Source organism: Streptomyces sp. CNT360, from assembly GCF_000424785.1.
Window position 1 is genome coordinate 51,238 of the sequence record NZ_AUKO01000018.1, and the last position, 20,990, is coordinate 72,227.

The following is a 20,990-nucleotide window of genomic DNA, read 5'->3' on the forward strand; positions in this document are numbered from 1 at the left end:
TACGACCCGTACCTTGGAAGGCGCCATACGCAACGAGAGGGGCATGCAGTGCCGGAGTCCACGGACACGGGGCGGCGATCCGGGGCGCCGCGGCGGCGTGGCACCGTGCTGGAGGAGGCGATTCTCCGGGCAGCGGCCGACACATTGCAGGAGTCCGGCGTCCCCGGGCTGACCATGGACGCGGTCGCCAAGCGGGCGGGCACGAACAAGAACGCGATCTACCGCCGCTGGCCCAACCGCGTCGCGCTCGGCGTCGCCGCGTACCGCCGCCTGGCCGCCGTGCAGACCACGGTGCCCGACACCGGCTCACTGCGGGAGGACGCGCTGGAACTTTTGCGGAGTGCGAACAGGACCTGGTCGTCCCCGTACGGAGAGATCCTGCGCGGCCTCGTCGCGGCGGCCGGCGGCACGCGGGAGCTGGTCGCCGAGCTGCGTGACCCGGCCGTCGGAGACGATGCGCACGGGGCCGCATGGCTGACGGCGCTGGGCCGGGCGGTGGCCCGGGGCGAAGCCGCACCCGAGGCGCTGCACCCCCGGGTCGCGGCGACCCCGGCGGCACTGTTGCGCAATGAGTACCTGACACGGGGCATTCCGGCCGTGCCGGACGCCGCGCTCGTCGAGATCATCGACGAGGTCTTCCTCCCACTGGTCCGCGGCCGGAACCCGGCCTGATCGCGCCCCTGCCCCGCACCGGCACGAACGGGACGCCGAGCAAGGAACAGCCAGGGAGAACGGTGGCCCGTCGGCCGTGCCGGCGCCCCCGCCACCGGCTACGACGCGCGCGTGAACGGTGTCCCTCCCGGCGCCGAGGCCACGAGCTGGTCGGCGCCGACCGCGCTGCGAAGTCGCAGGACGGCACCGGGAGACGTGCACCGAACCGGGTGACCATGCGTCGCCCTACGAAGGTCGGTCCGGTGGGGTGACACCGAGGTCGACGCGCATGACGCGACGCATGCTGAACAAGGGCTCCCACACCTCGTCCAGGTTCACCCAGGCAGTTTCCACGCTCTCGCCCTGCTGCGGCGTGGCTGCATCGAGCCGCATCAGTAGACCGTAGAGATGACCGAGGTGCCGGTTCGCCGTGCCGGCTTCCTGCGCCACGGTGTCGGGCAGCACCATCTGCGCCTCGGCGTGACGCAGGCGGTGCTCGCGGCGAGCCCGGTCCAGGTCGGACCGCAACTCTTCGGTGACCTCGCCCTTCTCCAGGGGATGCAGGAATCTCGCCATCACGTTGGCCTGGTCCCGGGCGCCGGCGCTGAGGGTGGCGCAGCACGTGCGCCGCGCTTCGAGCCGGGCGTGGCGCGTGGCGTACTTGCGCTCGTCTTGTTGGAGCTGCCTTGTGTGTGCCCACTCGCGGGCCCTGGCGCGGTCGACGCCGCGTTGGGTGATCACTGCGGCTGCAAGCGTGCCGCAGATACCCAGAACGGCGACCACTACCTGCTGACTGAGCTGTTCAAGCTCCCCCGGGCGAATCCGTGTCGGCGCGCCGGGACTGTACCCACTGACGGAGGGCCGCGCTCAGCGGGAAGAGCACCACCCTGAGGTGCCGGTGGGGGGACGGTTACTCATCCGGGTGCTGCCGCTGGTTCGCCCGGGCCCATGTCCGGGGTGTGATCGCTCCACCGTAGAGCGGCATGGGGATCGGTTCGTCGTCCTCCCGCAGTTGGCTCCACACCCGGGAGAGCCCGAAGCTGCCGTAGCGGCGGGTGTGGGTGACCGCATCCAGGTCGACGACGGCGGTCAGCACTCCCGCAGTGGCGCCGGGAAGTTCGGCGATGACGGAGCCCTCGGGGCCGACCAGCACCGAGTGGCCCATCCCTGAGGGGCCGGCCGCGTTGACGCTGGCCACGAAGACCTGGTTGACCGTGGCGTTGGCACGGGCAAGGACGATCTCCTGTGGACGGTCCACAGTGCCCGTCCTGACCAGGTTGAGGACGAGGTCGGCGCCCAACCAGGCCAGATGCCTGGTGCACTCGGGGAACCATGCGTCGTAGCACACGGACAGCCCGACGCGGCCGACGCCTGGAAGGGGGAAGACCACGAACTCCCGCCCGGGGCGGGTCTCTTCGAAGGGGCGCCAGGGGAACACCTTCCGGTAGGAGGCTGCAAGTGCGCCCTGCGGGGAGTAGACGACCGCGGTGTTGTAGACGTGGCCGTCCTCACCCCGCTCGGAGACGCTTCCCGGGCACAGCCAGACGCCCAGGTCACCGGCGATCTCGCTGAAACGCCGGTGGCGCGGGCCCGAGGTGAGCGGTTCGGCGCTGTCGAGGACCGCCCGCTGGTCCAGCGGATCGGTGTCGTCCGTGGCCAGGTGCAACTCGGGGTACACCAACAGGCGGGTGTGAGGGTGCAGGCGCACCGTGGTGTCGGCGTGCGACGCGAAGGCGTCGAGGTCGTCCCGGTTGCGGCCGGGAACCTGCGCGAGTGCCAAAGGGAGCGGGCGGCTCATCACGACTCCTGCGTTGTCGGCGGCGGGGTGTGCGCTCGAATCGGCCCGTCGTTCCCCGGCGTCGGCGACGCGGCACACGCGGAGCCGTCCCCGATCCGCTCCGTCACCTCCTGGGTGGGACTCCCGAACCCGTCGCGACATGGGTGGGGGAGTGGGCCGGGACGGACGCCCTCCCGCCGCGGAGGAATTCCGGCGCCCTGCAATGTATCCGTATGCATCCACGGGTACAAGACCTGGCCTTCGCCCTCCGGCCTCCGGTGGGATCCGGACTCTGCGCCGCCTATTCGCCGTGACGTATCGACGCGACATGTTTGTCCAACTTGCGGGCGGAGTGGTCATTTCTGCGGTCTTCCAGGTCGAGGAAGGGTGTTCCCGCCGGGAAGGTCTTCCGGTCGGGAATCGGGCCGAGCGGTGGCGGGGTCGCATGCCTTGACGGTGTATGTGACCTGGCTTACGGTGCCTCGAAATACGTATGCACGGCAGTTGTGCCGCGTGCCGTCGGAGGTGCCATGACCACTGTTGCGCCACCCACCGCCCCACCCGCCGATGTGGCTGCTCAGCGGAAAGTTGTCCGCCGGGCCATCACCGCGGGCAGCATCGGCAATTTCGTGGAGCAGTTCGACTTCGGGTTGTACGGCTACATGGCGCCCGTGCTGGCCCCGGTCTTCTTCCCCGCGAGCGACCACACCGCCGGTGTGCTGAGCTCGTACGCGGTCATCGCTGTCGCGTGCCTTTTCCGTCCGTTCGGCGGCAGTCTGATCGGACGGTGGGGAGACCGGTTCGGCCGGAAGAAGGTGCTGCTGTGGACCATCGTGTTCATGGGCGTCTCCACTGCGGCGATCGGCGTCCTGCCCACCTATGCGCAGATCGGCTTCGTCGCGCCCCTGGCCCTGGTACTGCTGCGCGTTGTACAGGGCATGGTGGCGGGCGGCGAGTACGTGGGCGCGGTGGCGTTCGTGGTGGAATGGGCAGAACCGCACCGGCGGGGCTATTACACGTCTTTCGCTTCCAACAGCTGTTTCCTCGGGGTGCTGGCCGGAGCGGGAGTGGCCGGCCTGATGAGCGCGGTCCTCGACGCCTCGGCGCTGGAGAGCTGGGGTTGGCGCATCCCCTTCCTGGCGGTGCTGCCGCTGTCCTTCGTGGGTGTGTGGCTGCGCAACCGCGTCCCAGAGACCCCGGAGTTCGTCCGTGCGACGGGCGACGGCACCCACGTCGTCAAGGCGCCGTTCAGGGAGGCGCTGCACTCTCAGTGGAAGCCGATCCTGGTGTTCTGCGGTTCCTCCAGCATGCTGGCGATCCTGTCCTACACCTGGGTCACCTTCTACCCGGAGTACCTGACGGACACGTTGCACCTGTCGCAGTCCGCGGCCTGGTGGTCCAACGCCGTCTCGGTGGCGGTCCTGATCCCGCTCCTGCCGCTGGCCGGCACCCTCTCCGACCGGATCGGCCGCAAGCCGATGCTGATCACCGGCTCCGTCGCCTGCATCGTCGTCGTGCCGTTCGCCTTCCTGGTAGGCCAGCAGGGCACCTTCGGTGCCGCGGTGCTCAGCCAACTCATCTACATCGTTCCGGAGTTCTTCCTGACCGGGATCGTCACCGTCTGCACCGCGGAGCTGTTCGCGACCCGCACCAGGTTCAGCGCCAGTTCGCTCGCCTACAACTGCTCGTTCTCCATCTTCATGGGGATCACGCCGTTCGTCGCGGCGCTGCTGGTCTCCACCTTCGGCACCATCTACGCGGTATGGGTCTACCTCGCGGTCGCGGCAGTGCTTGCGCTGGTGGTCGTCACGATGTTCATGCGGGAGACCTACCGGAGCGATTTGGGAGCCGACAAGTTCGCCGCGTGAAGCCCGGGTCGTGGTACGCGTCCGGTGCACTGCCCTTCAACGGTCCGCCAGGCGGCCGGTCCACGTGGCTCAGGACGGACGGGGCCGGGGCTCGGTGATACGGGCGATCGCCTCGACCGTCAGCGACCGCCGATGGGGCCGGGTGTCGAGAGCGCGGTGGATGGACAGGCCCTCGATGAGCGCGTCGAGCTGCCGCGCCGTCGCCGGGTCGAAGTGCCGCTCCAGGACCCGCCGGCTGCTGTGCATCCACGAGCGGGTCAGCTCCCGGTAGGCCGGCTGCCGGGCCGCCAGGGTGTACAGCTCGTGGGTGAGCACCAGCTCCCTCTCACCGCCGTCCGAGAGCCGGTGTACGAGATCAGCGACCGCCTTCCGGGCTTCGGCGGGGGTGGTGGCGGCTCCCAGATACTCCTCGAAGAGCGCGATGATGGTGCCGGAGAAGCTGGTGAACGCTTCTCGCAGCAGTTCCTCCCGGCTCCGGAAGTGGTAGGTCATCGAACCCAGGGGCACCCCCGCACGGGCTGCGACCTTGCGATGGGAGAGGCCCGCGACGCCTTCCTCGGCGATCAGGTCCAGCGTCGCGCCGATGATGCGCTCCCGCCGTGCGGGGTCGACGTGTCCGGTGGCCACGGGTCCTCCTGACCGAGTAAGCGGATCACCTGGGCGGGGCCCGGCGGCCACCAGGCGAGGTCAGTTTGCCACGCCGAGGTGCAGGACCGTCGCCGTTCCGGCCGGGCGGGCACATCCTCATCTGGCGGAGACGGTGCCTGGGCCGGGGAGGGCGTACGACTCGTGCGGGCGTACGATCGTACGTTCCGGAGCGTACGGTTGTACGCCCGCTGCCGTCCTCTCCCTTCGGAGGCCCCATGCCACCGGCTCGTCGAGCGTCCCAGCGACGTTGGCGTGCATCCCTGTTCGTCTTCACTCTCGTCACCGGCATCGGGATGGCCTCCTGGATCGCGCGTACCCCCGCCATCCGGGACACCCTGGAGGTCTCCAGCGGGGGCATGGGCCTGGTCCTCTTCGGGCTCTCGGCCGGTTCGATGACGGGTGTGCTCCTCTCCGGCGGGATGGTGCGGCGCGCCGGTGGGCGGGCCACCGTACTCGTCAGCGCGGTTCTGATGGCGGTGGGGCTGGCCGTCGTCGCGGGTGCCACCGCCGCCTCGCTGGCCCCCGGAGTGTTCTGCGGGCTGGCGCTGTTCGGAGCGGGCGTCGGTCTCGGCGAGATCGCTCTCAACATCGAGGGGGCCGCCGTCGAACAGTGCACGGGACGTCCTGTCCTGCCCGTGCTGCACGGGGGGTTCAGCCTCGGCACCGTCGTGGGTGCCGGGGTGGGGATGGGACTGACGGCCTGGCGGTTCCCCGTCGCCTGGCACCTGTTCGCGGCGGCCGTGGTGGTCGCCGCGGCCTCCGTGTGGGCGATACGCGGCATACCCGCGGGTACCGGGGAGGCGGCCTCCGACCCGGAGACCGGCGGGCGTCGGGGGTGGCGGTCCAGGTTGCATGTATGGCGCGACAGGCGGTTGGTGCTGATCGGTCTCGTCGTTCTGGCCATGGCCTTCGCCGAAGGCTCCGCCAACGACTGGCTGCCGCTGTTGATGGTGGACGGGCACGACACCAGCGCCACCGCAGGCTCACTCACCTACCTGCTGTTCGCGGCTGCGATGACCTGCGGCCGACTGGCGGGGAACATTCCCCTGGCCCGCTACGGCAGGGTGGCGGTGATCCGCGCCGGCGCTGTGATCGCGGCAACCGGCCTCGCCGCGGTCATCTTCTCCTCCAGCCCCTACCTTGCCGTTGCGGCCGTCGTGCTGTGGGGCCTCGGCGCGGCCCTCGGGTTCCCCGTCAGCGTGTCCGCCGCCGGAGACGACGCGCAGGATGCCGCCACCCGGGTCGGTGCGGTCGCCACCGCCGGGTACTGCGCCTTCCTCGTCGGCCCGCCGCTGCTGGGATTCCTCGCCGACCACGTCGGGTTGCGGGCGGCCATGACCACCGTCCTCCTGCTGGTGATCGCCGCCACCTTCGGCACCGGTGCCATGCGCCCGCAGCGGCGCCCCACCGCCGTCGGATGAAGGGCCCACGGTTGTCCGTGTGCCGCCTCGCCCGGTCCGCCGCATCGACGACGGCGAACGCCCGAGAGCGCGGCAGTCCCTTCAGAGGGTGACGGGAACGGGCCGCGCGCTGCCGGACTTCGACGCACGCGCCACCGGCGGCCTCTACAGGTCACGGGCCTCCCGGGAGCCGTAGTACCTCCTGTGCCGAGCCACCTGCCCGGCACGCGTCGACGAGAAGATGGCGTACACGTCACCGACACATGCGCCCGGCCGACGCTCCTCCCTCTCAAGTGCTCTGCGCGTGAGGACGGAGACCTGGGAGGCAGGTTGCCGATGCATGGTGTATTCGGGTGCGTCGGGGCCCGGGACGTGCTCCAGGTGCATGCCGCGTCCGGCCAGCAGCCGCGCCAGTTCGTCGCAGCGGAGACGGCGGTCGAAGCGGCCGTACCGCTCCCGGACCGCCCTGTTGACACAGCGGCCCCCAGGGACGAGAGCCGATGCACCTGGAGGCTGAAGTGGTGCCCCGTCCACGGGTGGCCGCGCGCTTCCCTCTCCCAGAAGAACTCGACCATTCCGTAGTCGCGCCACATGCTGTGACCGCCGGAGGAGTTCTCGGCGAAGTCGGAGCCCAGGATCGCGGTGACCTATTCGGGACTGTCCGTCGGCTCGGCGCCGAGCACCGTACCCGACGTGAGCACATCCACGTAGAACGCGAGGGAATGCGGAGTCAACTGGTGTTCCTCGAAGGGCCGAGCGACCTGCGGTGGCTGCCTCAGCACAGGTGTCCGCTACCGCGCGGGCGCGGCCGGACGGGGTGATCCACTGGTCTTCGCCGATCACCGCGTGGCCGCCCCTCGGTCCCGAAGAGCAACTCGTGAACCTGCATCGTCGGGATCGGCGACGAATTCTCGTGCCCGCGCTGCGGTGAGAAATATTCTTGAAATCCAGCGGAAGCGCGGCAAGGCATTTACCGGGGGTATTGTTCTGCGAAGGGAATGGCGTGGCCGTCATCGATTTGTAGGATAAACCAATGCGCCGGGAGGCGGCTGCTCCTTGCGTCGTAGCTTCGTCTGAACCGCTGTCTGTTTCCGCAGGTCGTCTTGACCGATGGGCCCGCCGCAACTTAGCTTCAAGCACACCGACTCGAGAGCTGCTGGAAGGAGGCGAAGTCGGATGTCGACCCTCTCCGACCTTCATCGTCTCGCTCAGCGAGCCGCCTGGGTGCCGGGTCGTGTAGCACACGGCTGCTGAGCGGCCTTCCACCGTGCGTGCCCCATTGCGGCCCCCGGTGCCTCCCGATATCTTTCCCCGCCTGCGGCGCGACGCCGCGTGCCGATTTGCGTTCCGGGTTCTCAAACGGCGCCACCGAAAGAGAAAGTCCCTGTGATGGCGACTAGGATAGTCAGAACGACCGCGCACCGAAATGAGGTTGTGTCATGGTAGCGGCGCGGATCACGGTCAACGGGAAAGTCACCTCGATTTCCCCGGCCGCGTCCCACACAACGGTCCTGGATTTCCTGCGTGAGCGTGGCCTCACCGGAAGCAAGGAAGGCTGCGCCGAGGGCGAGTGCGGCGCGTGTTCGGTCCTGGTGGCTCGTCCCGGGGTGAACAAGCCCACCGACTGGGTGGCGGTCAACGCCTGCCTGGCTCCGGTCGCGGCCCTCGACGGCCAGGAGATCGTCACCTCCGAGGGGCTCGCCACCGTCGAGCCCGGGACGCCGCCCACGCTGCACCCGGTGCAGGAGGAGATGGCGGTCCGCGGCGGCTCCCAGTGCGGTTACTGCACGCCCGGGTTCATCTGCAGCATGGCCGCCGAGTACTACCGGCCCGACCGGTGCGCACACGCGGACGGGCAGGCGGACGCCGACTCGGCCGCCTGCGTCGACTCCGAGCACGGCCCGAACGGTTTCGACCTGCACTCCCTGAGCGGGAACCTGTGCCGCTGCACCGGCTACCGCCCCATCCGGGACGCCGCGTTCGCCGTCGGCGCGCCCACGGAGGACGATCCGCTGGCGCAGCGGCGGGAGCAGTCTCCGCCCGAGCCGGTCGCCACCGCATACACGCAGGACGACCGGGTGTTCCTGCGGCCGAGCACGCTGGCCGCAGCGCTGCGGATACTGGATGAGCGGCCCGACGCGGTCGTCCTGGCCGGAAGCACCGACTGGGGCGTGGAGGTCAACATCCGGTCGCGCAGGGCGGACTGCGTGGTCGCCATCGACCGGCTGGCCGAACTGCGGGAGCTGCGCGTCGAGTCCGACCACATCGAGATCGGTGCGGCGCTGACGCTCACCGAGATCGAACGCCGCCTCGACGGCCACGTCCCGCTGCTGGCCGAGCTCTTCCCGCAGTTCGCTTCCCGGCTGATCCGCAACAGCGCGACCCTCGGCGGCAACCTGGGTACCGGCTCGCCCATCGGGGACAGCCCGCCGGTGCTGCTCGCGCTGGAGGCCTCGGTGGTGCTCGCCGGTGCCGACGGTGAGCGAGAGGTCCCGCTGGCGGACTACTTCACCGGCTACCGGCAGAGCGTGCGCCGCCCGGGGGAGCTGATCCGCGCGGTACGTATCCCGCTGCCGCTGTCACCGGTCGCGGCCTTCCACAAGATCGCCAAGCGGCGCTTCGACGACATCTCCAGCGTGGCGGTCGCCTTCGCGCTCGACATCCAGGACGGGCTCGTCCGCAGGGCCCGCATCGGGCTGGGCGGCGTGGCGGCCACTCCGGTCCGCGCCCTGGCCACCGAGGCGGCCCTGGAGGGCAAGCCGTGGGCGGGGGAGACCGTCGAGGCCGCGGCCCAGGTGCTGCGGGCCCAGGGCACGCCGATGAACGATCACCGAGCCAGCGCCGACTACCGCTCCGCGATGCTCGGCCAGAGCCTGCTCAAGCTGTACGCACAGACCACCGAGGCGGTGCCGTCATGAGTCATCTGTCCGAGCGTCCCGAAATGCCTCTCGTCGGCGTCTCGATGCCGCACGAGAGCGCCGGCCAGCACGTCACCGGTACCGCGCTCTACACCGACGACCTGGTCCACCGCACCAAGGATGTGCTGCACGCCTACCCGGTCCAGGCCACGAAGGCCCACGGCAGGATCACCGCGCTGCGCACCGAGGCGGCGCTCGCCGTGCCCGGTGTGGTCCGTGTGCTGACCGGTGCGGACGTGCCCGGTGTCAACGACGCCGGGATGAAGCACGACGAGCCGCTCTTCCCCGACGAGGTCATGTTTCACGGCCATGCGGTCGCCTGGGTGCTCGGCGAGACCCTGGAGGCGGCGCGGCTCGGTGCGGCGGCCGTCGAGGTGGAACTGGACGAGATGCCCTCCCTGCTCACGCTGCGGGAGGCGATCGCAGCCGACAGCTTCCACGGCGCACAGCCCGTGGTGGTCACCGGCGACATCGACGAGGGCTTCGCCGAGTCCGCGCACGTGTTCACCGGCGAGTTCCAGTTCTCCGGACAGGAGCACTTCTATCTGGAGACGCACGCGGCGCTGGCGCAGATCGACGAGAACGGGCAGGTGTTCATCCAAAGCAGCACCCAGCACCCCTCGGAGACCCAGGAGATCGTCGCGCACGTGCTGGGCGTCCAGAGCCACGAGGTGACCGTGCAGTGCCTGCGCATGGGCGGCGGTTTCGGCGGCAAGGAGATGCAGCCGCACGGGTTCGCTGCCGTCGCGGCCCTCGGCGCCAAGCTGACCGGCCGGCCGGTCCGGTTCCGTCTCAACCGGACGCAGGATCTGACCATGTCCGGCAAGCGGCACGGATTCCACGCCGAGTGGAAGATCGGCTTCGACGCGGACGGCCGTATCCAGGCGCTGGAAGCCTGCCTGACCGCGGACGGGGGCTGGAGCCTGGACCTGTCCGAGCCGGTGCTGGCCCGCGCGCTGTGCCACATCGACAACACGTACTGGATCCCCAACGCGCGCGTCGCCGGTCGCATCGCCAAGACCCACGCGGTCTCCAACACGGCTTTCCGCGGCTTCGGCGGCCCGCAGGGCATGCTGGTGATCGAGGACATCCTGGGCCGCTGCGCGCCGCGGCTCGGACTGGACCCCATGGAGCTGCGGGAGCGCAACTTCTACCAGCCGGGCCAGGGCCAGGCGACACCGTACGGGCAGCCGGTCACTCAGCCCGAACGGATCTCCACCGTCTGGCAGCAGGTCTACCAGGACGGCGGCCTCGCCGACCGCAAGCGCGAGATCGCGGCCTTCAACGCCGCACACCCGCACACCAAGCGGGCCCTCGCGCTCACGGGCGTCAAGTTCGGCATCTCGTTCAACCTCACCGCCTTCAACCAGGGCGGCGCGCTCGTGCTGATCTACAAGGACGGCTCCGTCCTGATCAACCACGGCGGCACCGAGATGGGCCAGGGCCTGCACACCAAGATGCTGCAGGTGGCCGCGACCACGCTGGGTATCCCGCTGCACAAGGTGCGGCTCGCCCCGACGCGTACCGACAAGGTACCCAACACCTCTGCCACCGCCGCCAGTTCGGGTGCGGACCTCAACGGTGGCGCGGTGAAGAACGCCTGCGAGCAGCTGCGTCAGCGGCTGCTGCAGGTGGCCGCCTCCCAGTTGGGTACCAACGCCTCGGATGTGCGCATCGTCCAGGGGGTGGCCCGCGCTCTGGGCAGTGACAAGGAGCTGGCCTGGGACGACCTGGTGCACACCGCGTACTTCCAGCGGGTGCAGCTTTCTGCGTCCGGCTTCTACCGGACCGAGGGGCTGCACTGGGACGCGAAGACGTTCCGGGGGACCCCGTTCAAATACTTCGCCCACGGCGCCGCGGCGACCGAGGTGGAGGTCGACGGCTTCACCGGCGCGTACCGCATCCGCCGGGTGGACATCGTGCACGATGTCGGCGACAGCCTCTCCCCGATGATCGACATCGGTCAGGTGGAGGGCGGCTTCGTGCAGGGTGCGGGCTGGCTGACCCTGGAGGATTTGCGCTGGGACACCGGCGACGGGCCCCACCGCGGCCGGCTGCTGACCCAGGCGGCCAGCACCTACAAGCTGCCGAGCTTCTCGGAGATGCCCGAGGAGTTCAACGTCACGCTGCTGGAGAACGCCACCGAGGAGGGCGCGGTCTACGGCTCCAAGGCGGTGGGTGAGCCTCCGCTGATGCTGGCGTTCTCGGTACGGGAAGCGCTGCGGCAGGCGGCCGCGGCGTTCGGTCCTGCCGGAGTCGGCGTGGAACTCGCCTCTCCAGCGACCCCGGAGGCGGTGTACTGGGCGATCGAAGCCGCCCGCAGCGGTGACGTACAGCTCGACGGCCGTGCTCACAAGGCACCAAGCGGGCGTGGGGTACGCACCGGCACCAGCGCCTTGAGCAATGCCTGACATGACCTGGGTGGCCGCGGTCGCGCGGTTGCGAGCACGCCGGGAGCCCGGCGTGCTGGTGACCGTCGCGACCGTGCGCGGCCACGCGCCCCGCCGGGCCGGGGCCAAGCTCGTCGTGGGACGGAACGAGACCTGGGGCTCGATCGGCGGCGGCAACATCGAGGCCGTCGCGATCGATCGGGCCCGCGAGCGGATCGGCACGAGCGATCCCGATCCGGAGCTGGTGGAGTTCGCCCTCAACGACAAGGTCACCAACCGGCACGGGGTGCAGTGCTGCGGCGGAGCGGTCGGCGTCCTGCTCGAACCACTGCCGGTGGTGCCCGCGGTGGCGCTCTTCGGCGTCGGACACGTCGGGCTGGAGCTGGCCCGCATCCTGGCCCGTCACAACCTCGACCTGCACCTGGTCGACACCCGTACCGAGCTGCTCACCGACGAACGGCTCGCACCGCTCGGCGGAGCGGTCGCGCAGCTCCACGTGCACCACACACCGCTGCTTCCGGAGGAGGTGCTCGCGCAACTGGCTCCCGGCACCCACGTCCTGATCATGACGCACGATCACGCCGAGGACGCCGCACTGGTCGACGCAGCCCTGCGCACCACCGGTCTCGGCTCGATCGGACTCATCGGCTCGGCCGCCAAATGGGCGCGGTTCCGCAAACGGCTGGCCACCGAGGGCGGCCACGACGACGCCGCCATCGACCGGATCAAGAGCCCGATAGGGATGAGCGAGATCACCGGCAAGGAACCCGCCACGATCGCCGTGAGCGTCGCGGCGGACCTCCTGCGGACCTTCGAGCGGGAACGCTTGTAAGAAGCGGCCACCGCGACGGGCCCGTCAGGCCGGGGCCGACTACGCCGACTACGCCGACTACGCCGACTACGGGGCCGGGGGAGTGGTGAGGAACCGGCCGATCTCGCGCGCCACGGTCTCCGGCTCGTCCAGCATCGACAGCACGTGCGCATCGGGTACCTCCGCATAGCGCCCTGCCGGCAGCAACTGCGTCAGACGGTGGCCGTGTTCGGGAGGCATCACACGGTTGCGGGGCGACCACAGGACGAGGGCCTCGCCGGTGAAGTGGCGCAGCGCCTCGGTGTCCCGCACGAGTTCCTTCTTGTCGAAGGGCCCGCGGCAGTACGCGACCAGATCGCGCCGGACGCCGGGATCGCTGAGGAGAGGCTCGGTCCAACGCCGCATCATGTCGTCCGGCACCGGTCGCCGCGCCATCTGCCCGAACAGCATCGGTAGCCGCCGGAGCGCGCCGATCCGCAGCTGACGAGCAGCGAACTGCAGCCCGCCGGGGACGCGGGCAGCGAGGGACACCATGGCGCCGGGGAGGCCGGGCGGAAAGTTGTCGAATGCTTCGCAGGGGAGGATCACCTGCCGGGCGACGCGCTGATCCCGGCCCTGGGCGGTGAGGAACAGTGCCCCGCCCCAGTCGCTGTGCACCAGCGTGACGGCCTCCAGAGCGAGCGCGTCGAGGAGGTCGGCGACGAGGCGGACCTGTCCGGGCAGCGTCAGATCGGCGTCCGGCCGCATCGGCCGCCGATGGGCTCCGAGCGGCAGAACGGGGCGCAGGTAGGTGAACCCCGACGGCAGCAGGGGCAGCACACGGTCCCACACCGTGTGGTCCATGAGGAGCCCGTGGAGCAGAACGACCGGTGGGCCCGACCCCACCGTGTCGTACTCGATGACACCGGCCGGAACCTCGACGTCGCGCACAGCAGCCTCCAGCTCGCGGGAGAAGGTTGGGGGACCTCTCTAGAATGACCGTTCTATCATGAGCGCATGAGAACCGAAGAGCGCATCATGCTGGCCATGGCGGAACTGCTGCGCCGACAGGGCTACGCCGCCACGGGCATGACCCAACTCGCCCGCGCCGCAAGTGCACCCACCGGCTCCCTCTACCACCACTTCAAGGGAGGAAAGCGCGAGATCGCAGCGGCCGCACTGCGGCAGACCGGGGCTGTCTACCTGGAGCTTCTGCCGTTGCTGCTCGACGCGCACGACGATCTCGCCGCCGGGATCGAGGCGGCTTTCGCCGAGGCCGCCGAGGACATGCGCGACACGGGCTGGGCCAACATGTGCCCCGTCGGCACCGTCGCGGCCGAGATCGCCGACACCGAGCCGGAGCTGCGTGACGTGGCCGCAGAGGTGATGGAGACCTGGGTCGACGCGGGCAGCCGGTACCTCACCGCACGCGGGCTGACCGAAGCCGATTCCCGCACCCTCGTCTTCTCTCTGCTCGCCGCCCTGGAGGGGGCGTTCGTCCTCGCCCGCGCACTGCGCTCCACCGAACCGCTCCTCGCCGCCGGGCGCACGGTCGCCGCCCACGCCGCGGCGCTGCGCCACTCGCAGACGGAGGCCGTACGGTGACGCCTGTGCGGTGACCGCGGACACGGGTACGAGCTCCGCGCGCGGCCCGGGCCGGTCACCGGCTGCCGGGGAGCTCCCCGGTCCCGGCAACAGCGCGGGCGACGTCGCGGAGCTTGGTGTTGCTGTCCTGGGAGCTCTTCTTCAACACGGCGAAGGCGTCGTCCTCGGTGACCTGGTAGCGCTCCATGATGATGCCCATCGCTTCGCCGATCTCGTGCCGGGAGGCCATCGCCGTGTGCAACTGGGCGTGGGTGCGGGCACTGGAAAGCGCGACGGCGGCGTGGGAGGCCAGGAGCCAGCCGATGTGTTCGGACTCCTCCGTGAACGCTCCAGGTCGGGTCGAGTACATGTTGAGGGCGCCCAGGTTGTCCTCCTCCGTGTAGAGGCAGAAGCCCATGACGCTGCCGATGCCCAGCTCCCGGGCCCGTGGAGCGTACCGGGTCCAGCGGCTGGAGGTCGCGGTGATGTCTTCGATCCGGTACACGTCCTGCGCGTGGCGGGCGGCGTCGAAGCAGGGGCCCTCTCCGGTCTCCTCCTGCAGCTTGTCGGAGGCGTGCACGAGGTCGCCGTGCGCGGCCAGGGTCTGCACGCGGCCGGTCTTCTCGATGACGAGGACACCGGCGTCGGCGCAGCCGTCGACCAGTTCGACGGCGTGGGCCGCGATCCGCTGGAGCGTCTTGTCCACCGAGTCCTGGGCCAGGAGATCGCGGGCCATGCGTGCCAGCCGTATGTTGAACCCTGCGTCGTCCACCACGGCCCTCACCTCCTGTTTCGCGTCGCCGTCAGTGCGCACCTACGCTACCGTGCCCCGGTTCGGACGACGCCGCTCGTACCCGGCAGGGGGCTGCGGCCCGCATACTCCCTCCGAGGCATCTGCTCAGCCGATGTGGACGACACGTGCCCAGGACGGAGGGAGGTCCGGGGTGTGATCGGGGTCGTCCTCGTCGACGGCACGGGCGGGGCGGGGGAAGAGGCCCACGACGGTGCGGCAGGGCGGCTGGGCGGTGGGCCACGGCGTCTGGCCGTCCGTGAGAGCGACGACGACGTCCGGGCGAGGGCGGGAGCGGAGCGCCTGGGCGAATCCCGAGCGCAGGTCGGTTCCCCCACCCCCGATCAGTCCTATGTTCTCGGCGCGGCAGAGCGGGACGGCGACGCCGGCCGCGGCGTCGCAGGAGACCACCGAGACGAGGTCGCGTCGCCCGCCCACCGTCCGGGAGATCGCCGCCACCTCCAGCAGCGCGCTGCCCAGCTCCGCATCGCTCACCGATCCGGAGGTGTCGATCACGACGCAGACCCGGGGCGGCGTACGGCGCAGACTCGGCAGCAGCACCCCGGGCACGCTTGCCGAGCGCCGGGAGGGACGGCGGTAGCTGTGGTCCTCGCCCACGCCCGGCGCAGCCGCCGCCGAGCGCAGCGCCGCCCCCAACAACTGGCGCCACGGCTGCGGCGGATGGAACGCCTCGTCCGCCCATCGGCGCCAGCCCTTCGGGGCGTCGCCCGGCCGGCCCTTGATCCCCTCCGCGACCCGGAAGCGGACCGCGTCCTGCTGCTGCCTCGTCAGCCCGTGCGCCCCGCCGGGCCCCCGCTCCCACGGCCGGACCTGCCCGTCGGCGCCGCTGCCGCAGTCGAGCCAGGCCAGCTCCGTGGGCGGTCCGGACATCGACGCCGTCCGCAGGTACTCCTCCATCAGAAGCCCTTCGGGAAGCCGCAGCATCGACGGCAGCGCCGCCCCGGCAGGGCGTGGAAGCCCGTACCCGTAGATGTCGTCGTTGATCTCGAAGTCGGCGGCGATGTTCCGCCGGAGCCTCGCCACGCCGTCGGCCGCCGCGCAGGCCCCTGCCCCGCTCCGTGCGCCCGGTGCCTGCTCCTCGTGGTCCCGTGCGTACCGTTCGCCGCGCCCGTGGTGGTCCCGGAGCAGATGGGAGACCTCGTGCACCCACACGCCCGCCAACTCCTCGACCGGGGTGCGGGACACGAAACCGGAGGAGACGTAACAGCGCCAGTAGGCGTCCACCGCCATCGTCGGTACGGAGCGGTCCTCCACCACATGCAGCGCGAACAGCGCATCGGCCAGGTAGGGACGGACCTTGACCGCGTGCAGCCGGGCGCCCAGCAGCTTTTCCCGGTCCAGTGGGGCCCCCGTCCCGGCGGCCGGCCCACCCGCGCTGGTCGGCCTCGGCCCGCGGGGCCGCGCCTGGCGTGGCGGGGACGGGCGGGGCACCCGTTGCGGTCTCGGGCGCGGCCCCGGGCGCGTGTCCGCCCCCGTCATCGGGACGTCCTCGCCTCCTGCGTTCGTGATCGCAACGTCCTCGCCCCGTGCCCGCGTCACCGGACCGCCTCCGTCTCGTGTCCGGCACCGTCGGCGGCCGTGGCCTGCGTCACCGACCGGTCCGCCCGCCGGGCGAGACCGACGACCCCGGCCAGCCGCTCCACCGTCTCCGGCACCTCCCAGTCGTCGCGCCGCAGCGCGGCCAGCGCGGTCGCCGGCGCGACCAGCAGGTCCGGCGGGCCGGTCTCCAGCGCCCGGACCAGCACCGCCCAACCGGCCTCCCACCGTTGCCGCCGCGGCCTCGTACCGACGGCCGCCACCACCGCCTCCAGCGCCGCCTGACGCAGGTCACCCCGCTCCGGCAGGTCGGCGGAGGCCGGGTCGGCCAGCATCGACTCCGGGTCGGGCAGCTCCATCCGGTCCAGATGGGCGAGGAGCTCCAGCCCGGGGCCGTCCCCGACCGCGCCCCGCACCACGAGCGCCAGCACTTCCCGGGAGACTCCGGCCGCCGTACCGAAGGCCAGCAGGGTCAACGCGGCCTCCCAGCTCCGGGGCGAGGGCCAGGCGCCGCCGCGCCGCGTCTCCGTGCTCGGCAGCCGGTGGATCAACGTGGGCCGGGCTTCCAGGAACCCGCACACCGCACGCCGGGCGAAGGCCACCGCATCCGACAGCCGGTCCGGCTCCAGGCGGGGCAGCTGCGCGCGGGGCCAGACCCCACCCAGCCCGCGCACCACCACGTCCCGGTCGTGCACCCAGTGCAGGTGGACGAACCGGTTGGCCAACGGCGGGCTCAGCTCCCACCCGTCCGCAGCCGATGCGCGCGGATTGGCTGCGGCCACGATCCGTACGCCGGGCGGCAGTTGCAGCGCACCGACCCTGCGTTCCAGGACGACCCGCAGCAGCGCGGCTTGCACGGCCGGGGTGGCGGTGGACAGTTCGTCGAGGAAGAGCAGCCCCCGCCCGGCCCGTACGAGGTCCACGGCCCACTGCGGCGGTGCCATCGGCACCCCCTGGGCCGCCGGGTCGTCACCCACGATGGGCAGCCCGGAGAAGTCGGACGGTTCGTGGACGCTGGCGATCACGGTCGTCAACGGCAGGTCGAGCGAGCGGGCGAGCTGCGTCAGGGCAGCGGTCTTGCCGATGCCCGGCTCGCCCCAGAGCAGTACGGGCAGGTCGGCTGCGACGGCCAGGGTGAGTGCTTCGAGTTGCGCGTCGGCGCGCGGTTCGCTGGTACTCGTCCGCAGCAGCGACAGGAGGTCGTCGGCGAGGTCCAGGTGGGTTCCGGCACCGGACTCGTGGAGGCGGGCAGGCTCGTTCGGGGCATCGGCCAGGACGCCGTCCGAGGCCGTGACGAAAGCAGAGGAAGTCATGGGCATCACCTAGGGAGGGGAGAAGGGCGCGGGCAGACGGGGCGGCCCGTACCGGCTGTTGTGGGCGCAGGGCGTGGGACACGCGGCTGGGGCAGGGCATCGGCAGAAGCCGTGGAGAGAGGCCGGGACAGCGGGGAGAGGAAGGAGTCAGGAGTGCAGGCCGGTGCGGGGCCGGGCGCGGCTGTTCCGCTTACGGAGCACTGCGCCAGGCGTACGGCGGTCGAGCCGGGCACGACGACCGCCTCCCGCCGTGCCCGTGCGGGTGCCGGTGCCGGGGTGTGCGGGGACCAGCCCCGTGCGCCACAGCCCGTGGTCGACACGGCGGGCCGCAGCCGACTCCAGTTCCCTCCGCAGCGGTCCGTCGCGCAGGACCGCGCCGGGACCCAGGAGCCCTTCCACCACGGTCAGGGCCCCGGTGATGTCCCCATGGCGCAGCCGCTCCCGGACGGCCGGGAGGGCCTCCGGGCTACGGTGCACCGCGTCGATCGCCCGCAGGCAGGGCAGCGGTGGCCCGCCGAGCGCCACCAGCAGCTCCTCGCGCCGCAGCTGCGCCGGGTCGTGGTCGACCGCCGCCAGCGCCCCGTCCCGCAGCGCGATCCGGTGCACCTCACCCCGGCACTCCACCCGGTGGGGATCGCCGGGCTCGGGGACAGGACCGGCCGCCGCCGGGTACGACGGTGCCAGTGCCGCCGCGACGAGCGGATGCAGCCGCTCCGCCGTGACGAGCCCGGAGCGCAGCAGTTCCACATCGGGCAGCACCCTGGCCGCCGCCTCCGGCAGCACCGGAAGCCTCGCGACCTCCTGCGGCGGCACCGTGTCCTCCAGCGGCCGGAGAGTGGGGGCATGACTGTCGTCGGGGGCGACGAGTTCGAGTGCGGCCCGTTTCCCGGCGCCGAGCCGCACGGTGAAGGGCCCGCGGTGCCGTCCCCCGTCCCGCAACAGCAACTCCGCTTCGGCGGCCCACCGCGCCGTGGCCCACGGTGAGCTGTGCGCGGTGAGTTGGCCGAGTCGGACCGACCGGTCCGGCGGCGTGATGGAGGGTTCGCCGGCCGCACCGCACCGCGTCGTCAGTTCGCCGCTGCGTGCGGCGTCCCAGAGGTGCCGGTGCAGGTCGAGCCGGAAACGCCGGTCCGGATGGGGGTGCGGGTGGGGGCGCGGGACCGGGTGCGCAGGTGGGCGTCCGCACGGCTCCGGAGCGTGCTTGCCCGTCTCCTCCCACAGCCCCAGAGACATCCGTTGCCCGGCGTCCGCCCGGGCCGGCGGGGTCCGCACGATCAGTTGCAGCGGCGTGGCGCCGAGGTCCCGGTAACGGGCCAGACAGATGGTGAGGCCGGGGCGGAGCCGACCGTCGGGCAGGATCCGTGGCATGTGCCAGCGGAGGAGGTCCGGTGCCAGTCGCCGCAGATCCGCGCGAAGGCGGGTGAGGAGACCGCAGCCGTGACGGTCACGCACGGCGTGCAGGTCGAAGTCGATGTCGATCCGGGCGGCGGCGCAAGCCCCTGCCCAGTCACCGGCCTCGCGGCGCGCCGTCGCGGTCTCGATCATGGAAGGGGGCACGGCGTATTCACGTACGCGCTGCCACAGCAGGAGTCGGGCCGGGAAGTCGTCCGGGAGGTGAGGTGCCATCAGCACTCACCTTGCGCGGACGAGTCCCCCAATCCGTACGAGGAGAAGTTCATCATCGTCGGCATCGTAACCACTTGGCCCGTGGTCTGTCAGTCCCCTTCTTGCTGAGCCGCTTCGGTCCCCGGTGCCGCGGTGCCCCGTGCCAGGAACCGTGCCCGCGGCAGCAGTTCACGCCCTCGCCTCGGTTCGTGGCTGGAGTCCGGCCTCGGAGGAGGCGTGTCAGCGGCCCGTCGAGCCGTCGGCCTGCTCGCGGAGGATGTCCGCGTGGCCGGCGTGACGGCCGGTCTCCTCGATCATGTGCGCCAGGGCCCAGCGGACGCTGGGAGCGGGCCGGACCGGTCGCGGCCGGGGGACCGGGGCGCCGGCATCGGTGCATCCGTCGAGCACCTCGTTCGCGTACCGGACCGCCTCCCGGTAGCGGGCCACGACCTCGGCCACACTCTCGGCCGGTGCGGCTCGGAAGGTCGTCTGCCAGTCGGTGACGTGCTCCCCGAGAAACGTGGAGCGTTCGACGGACGTCAGGTGGTTGAGCAGGCCGAGCAGGTTCGTGCCCGACGGTACGGCGGGCGTGCGCACCTCCGGTTCGGACGCCCCCTCGACCTTCGCGGCGATCGATGTCCGGAGGTGGTCGAGGAAGCCCCGCAGGACCTCGATCTCGCTGTCCCCGGTGCGGGGCGGCGGGGTGTCGCCGCGGCGGACGCGGCGTGCCGTGCTGGGCACAGGAGGTTCCCTTCCTCTTCGAGAAGCACCGGCTGTCCGGCCCTGATGTCAGGCCGTGCGGCGGATGAGGAGGACGTGGTCGGTGACCTCGGCGGTGCGCCCGTCCGGCCCGGTGGCGATGCGGCGGGGCGCGTCGGCCCGTTCGGTCCGCCACGTCGCCGGGTCCAGACCGATGTCCGCGGCGACCTCCTGCGGGCCCGGGTACCGGATGTCGGGGTCCTGGATCCACGACCACGGGGCCGTCGAGCCGTGGTCGACGACCAGCAGCCGCCCGCCCGGGCGCAGCGCGTGCGCGGCCGAGCGCAGGACGGCCGTCCGGTCCAGGGTGAAGGGGGTGTGCAGGTAGTGGGCACATATCAGGTCGTATCCGCCGGCCGGACCGGACGGGAAGGATGCGTGCAGGTCGTGCCGGACGGCGTCGAGGCGCGCGTCCATGCCGCGGGAGCGGGCGAGGGCGGCAAGCCGCTCGACTGCCACGGCTGAGATGTCGGTGGCGGTGACGTGCCACCCCTGGCCGACGAGCCACAGCGCGTCGCCACCCTCGCCGCATCCCAGGTCCAGCGCGTTCCCGGGCGGCAGGCCCGTCACCATCTCGGTGAGTCGCGCGTTCGGCCGGGGACCGCTGGGTGCCTGCCGGTCCGCGTAGACGCCGTCCCAGAACGCGACTGCATCGGTGCTGCTCATCAAGTCTCCTTGCGTCGGGGTGCGGCCAGTCTTGCCAGGAACCCCACACTCCGGCACGCGAAGTTGCCGATATGGCAAGGATTGCCCGTGCGCCGACGGGGGAGAGAAGACGACATGCTCGACGCGGTGGGGCCGCGGCCTCACACGCTGTGCCGCGACGGCGGCATGTCCCCCTCCGACCTGTGACAGGGACGACCGGCGTGCCGGAGAGCGCCCTGTCCCTGCTGGAGAGCGGGAAGCGCAGGCGGCGGCGCGGTCGCGCTGCTCATCCTGT

General features: G+C 71.4%; 17 protein-coding genes. 7 read left to right on the forward strand and 10 right to left on the reverse strand.

The features are described 5' to 3' along the window. Nucleotides 1-48: 48 nt before the first annotated feature. A complete protein-coding gene (locus H297_RS0116185; RefSeq protein WP_027737908.1) occupies nt 49-672 on the forward strand; it encodes a TetR/AcrR family transcriptional regulator in 624 nt (207 codons plus the stop codon). A gap of 225 nt (nt 673-897) precedes the next feature. On the opposite strand, the gene H297_RS0116190 is transcribed toward H297_RS0116185, so the two are convergent. Continuing rightward, entirely contained in the window at nt 898-1,434 is a 537-nt protein-coding gene (locus H297_RS0116190) for a hypothetical protein (RefSeq protein WP_027737909.1), read from the reverse strand. Between the two features lie 127 nt (nt 1,435-1,561). Continuing rightward, a complete protein-coding gene (locus H297_RS0116195; RefSeq protein WP_027737910.1) occupies nt 1,562-2,449 on the reverse strand; it encodes a carbon-nitrogen hydrolase family protein in 888 nt (295 codons plus the stop codon). A gap of 509 nt (nt 2,450-2,958) precedes the next feature. Here H297_RS0116195 and H297_RS0116200 point away from each other — a divergent pair. Beyond that, entirely contained in the window at nt 2,959-4,296 is a 1,338-nt protein-coding gene (locus H297_RS0116200) for an MFS transporter (protein ID WP_027737911.1), read from the forward strand. A gap of 69 nt (nt 4,297-4,365) precedes the next feature. Here H297_RS0116200 and H297_RS0116205 read toward each other — a convergent pair whose 3' ends face one another. Continuing rightward, nucleotides 4,366-4,923 (reverse strand): TetR family transcriptional regulator, encoded by a 558-nt coding sequence (locus H297_RS0116205; protein ID WP_027737912.1) that lies wholly within the window; start codon nt 4,921-4,923, stop codon nt 4,366-4,368. A gap of 236 nt (nt 4,924-5,159) precedes the next feature. On the opposite strand from H297_RS0116205, the gene H297_RS36695 reads away from it, so the two are divergent. The 4 genes from H297_RS36695 (at nt 5,160) to xdhC (ending at nt 12,484) form a co-directional block, all read left to right on the forward strand. After that, on the forward strand, nt 5,160-6,365 hold the full coding sequence (locus H297_RS36695) for an MFS transporter (protein ID WP_037794393.1): 1,206 nt from the start codon (nt 5,160-5,162) through the stop codon (nt 6,363-6,365). 1,418 nt (nt 6,366-7,783) lie between these two features. After that, nucleotides 7,784-9,262 carry an FAD binding domain-containing protein gene (locus H297_RS0116230; protein WP_027737914.1) on the forward strand — a complete coding sequence of 493 codons (1,479 nt, stop codon included), beginning with the start codon at nt 7,784-7,786 and terminating at the stop codon, nt 9,260-9,262. Then, on the forward strand, nt 9,259-11,673 hold the full coding sequence (gene xdhB, locus H297_RS0116235) for a xanthine dehydrogenase molybdopterin binding subunit (protein ID WP_027737915.1): 2,415 nt from the start codon (nt 9,259-9,261) through the stop codon (nt 11,671-11,673). Before H297_RS0116230 ends, xdhB begins: the two co-directional genes overlap by 4 nt. A 1-nt stretch (nt 11,674) precedes the next feature. Next, a complete protein-coding gene (gene xdhC, locus H297_RS0116240; protein WP_106959644.1) occupies nt 11,675-12,484 on the forward strand; it encodes a xanthine dehydrogenase accessory protein XdhC in 810 nt (269 codons plus the stop codon). 66 nt (nt 12,485-12,550) lie between these two features. Here the strand turns inward: xdhC and H297_RS0116245 are convergent, their stop codons facing one another. Next, the gene (locus H297_RS0116245) at nt 12,551-13,393 is read right to left on the reverse strand and encodes an alpha/beta fold hydrolase (RefSeq protein WP_027737917.1); all 843 of its coding nucleotides are present in this window, start codon (nt 13,391-13,393) and stop codon (nt 12,551-12,553) included. Between the two features lie 66 nt (nt 13,394-13,459). On the opposite strand from H297_RS0116245, the gene H297_RS0116250 reads away from it, so the two are divergent. Continuing rightward, nucleotides 13,460-14,047, forward strand: coding sequence for a TetR/AcrR family transcriptional regulator (locus H297_RS0116250; protein WP_027737918.1), 588 nt, complete (start codon nt 13,460-13,462; stop codon nt 14,045-14,047). A gap of 55 nt (nt 14,048-14,102) precedes the next feature. Here the strand turns inward: H297_RS0116250 and H297_RS0116255 are convergent, their stop codons facing one another. From H297_RS0116255 to H297_RS0116280, 6 genes are all read right to left on the reverse strand, one after another. Next, nucleotides 14,103-14,840 carry a GAF and ANTAR domain-containing protein gene (locus tag H297_RS0116255; RefSeq protein ID WP_486589536.1) on the reverse strand — a complete coding sequence of 246 codons (738 nt, stop codon included), beginning with the start codon at nt 14,838-14,840 and terminating at the stop codon, nt 14,103-14,105. 84 nt (nt 14,841-14,924) lie between these two features. Then, entirely contained in the window at nt 14,925-16,316 is a 1,392-nt protein-coding gene (locus tag H297_RS0116260; protein WP_078514201.1) for a DUF2201 family putative metallopeptidase, read from the reverse strand. A gap of 56 nt (nt 16,317-16,372) precedes the next feature. Continuing rightward, nucleotides 16,373-17,686 (reverse strand): AAA family ATPase, encoded by a 1,314-nt coding sequence (locus H297_RS0116265; RefSeq protein ID WP_027737921.1) that lies wholly within the window; start codon nt 17,684-17,686, stop codon nt 16,373-16,375. 147 nt (nt 17,687-17,833) lie between these two features. Continuing rightward, entirely contained in the window at nt 17,834-19,312 is a 1,479-nt protein-coding gene (locus tag H297_RS0116270) for a hypothetical protein (protein ID WP_027737922.1), read from the reverse strand. A gap of 219 nt (nt 19,313-19,531) precedes the next feature. After that, nucleotides 19,532-20,032 (reverse strand): DinB family protein, encoded by a 501-nt coding sequence (locus H297_RS0116275; protein ID WP_027737923.1) that lies wholly within the window; start codon nt 20,030-20,032, stop codon nt 19,532-19,534. A gap of 48 nt (nt 20,033-20,080) precedes the next feature. Beyond that, on the reverse strand, nt 20,081-20,716 hold the full coding sequence (locus H297_RS0116280) for a class I SAM-dependent methyltransferase (protein WP_027737924.1): 636 nt from the start codon (nt 20,714-20,716) through the stop codon (nt 20,081-20,083). Nucleotides 20,717-20,990: the final 274 nt, after the last annotated feature.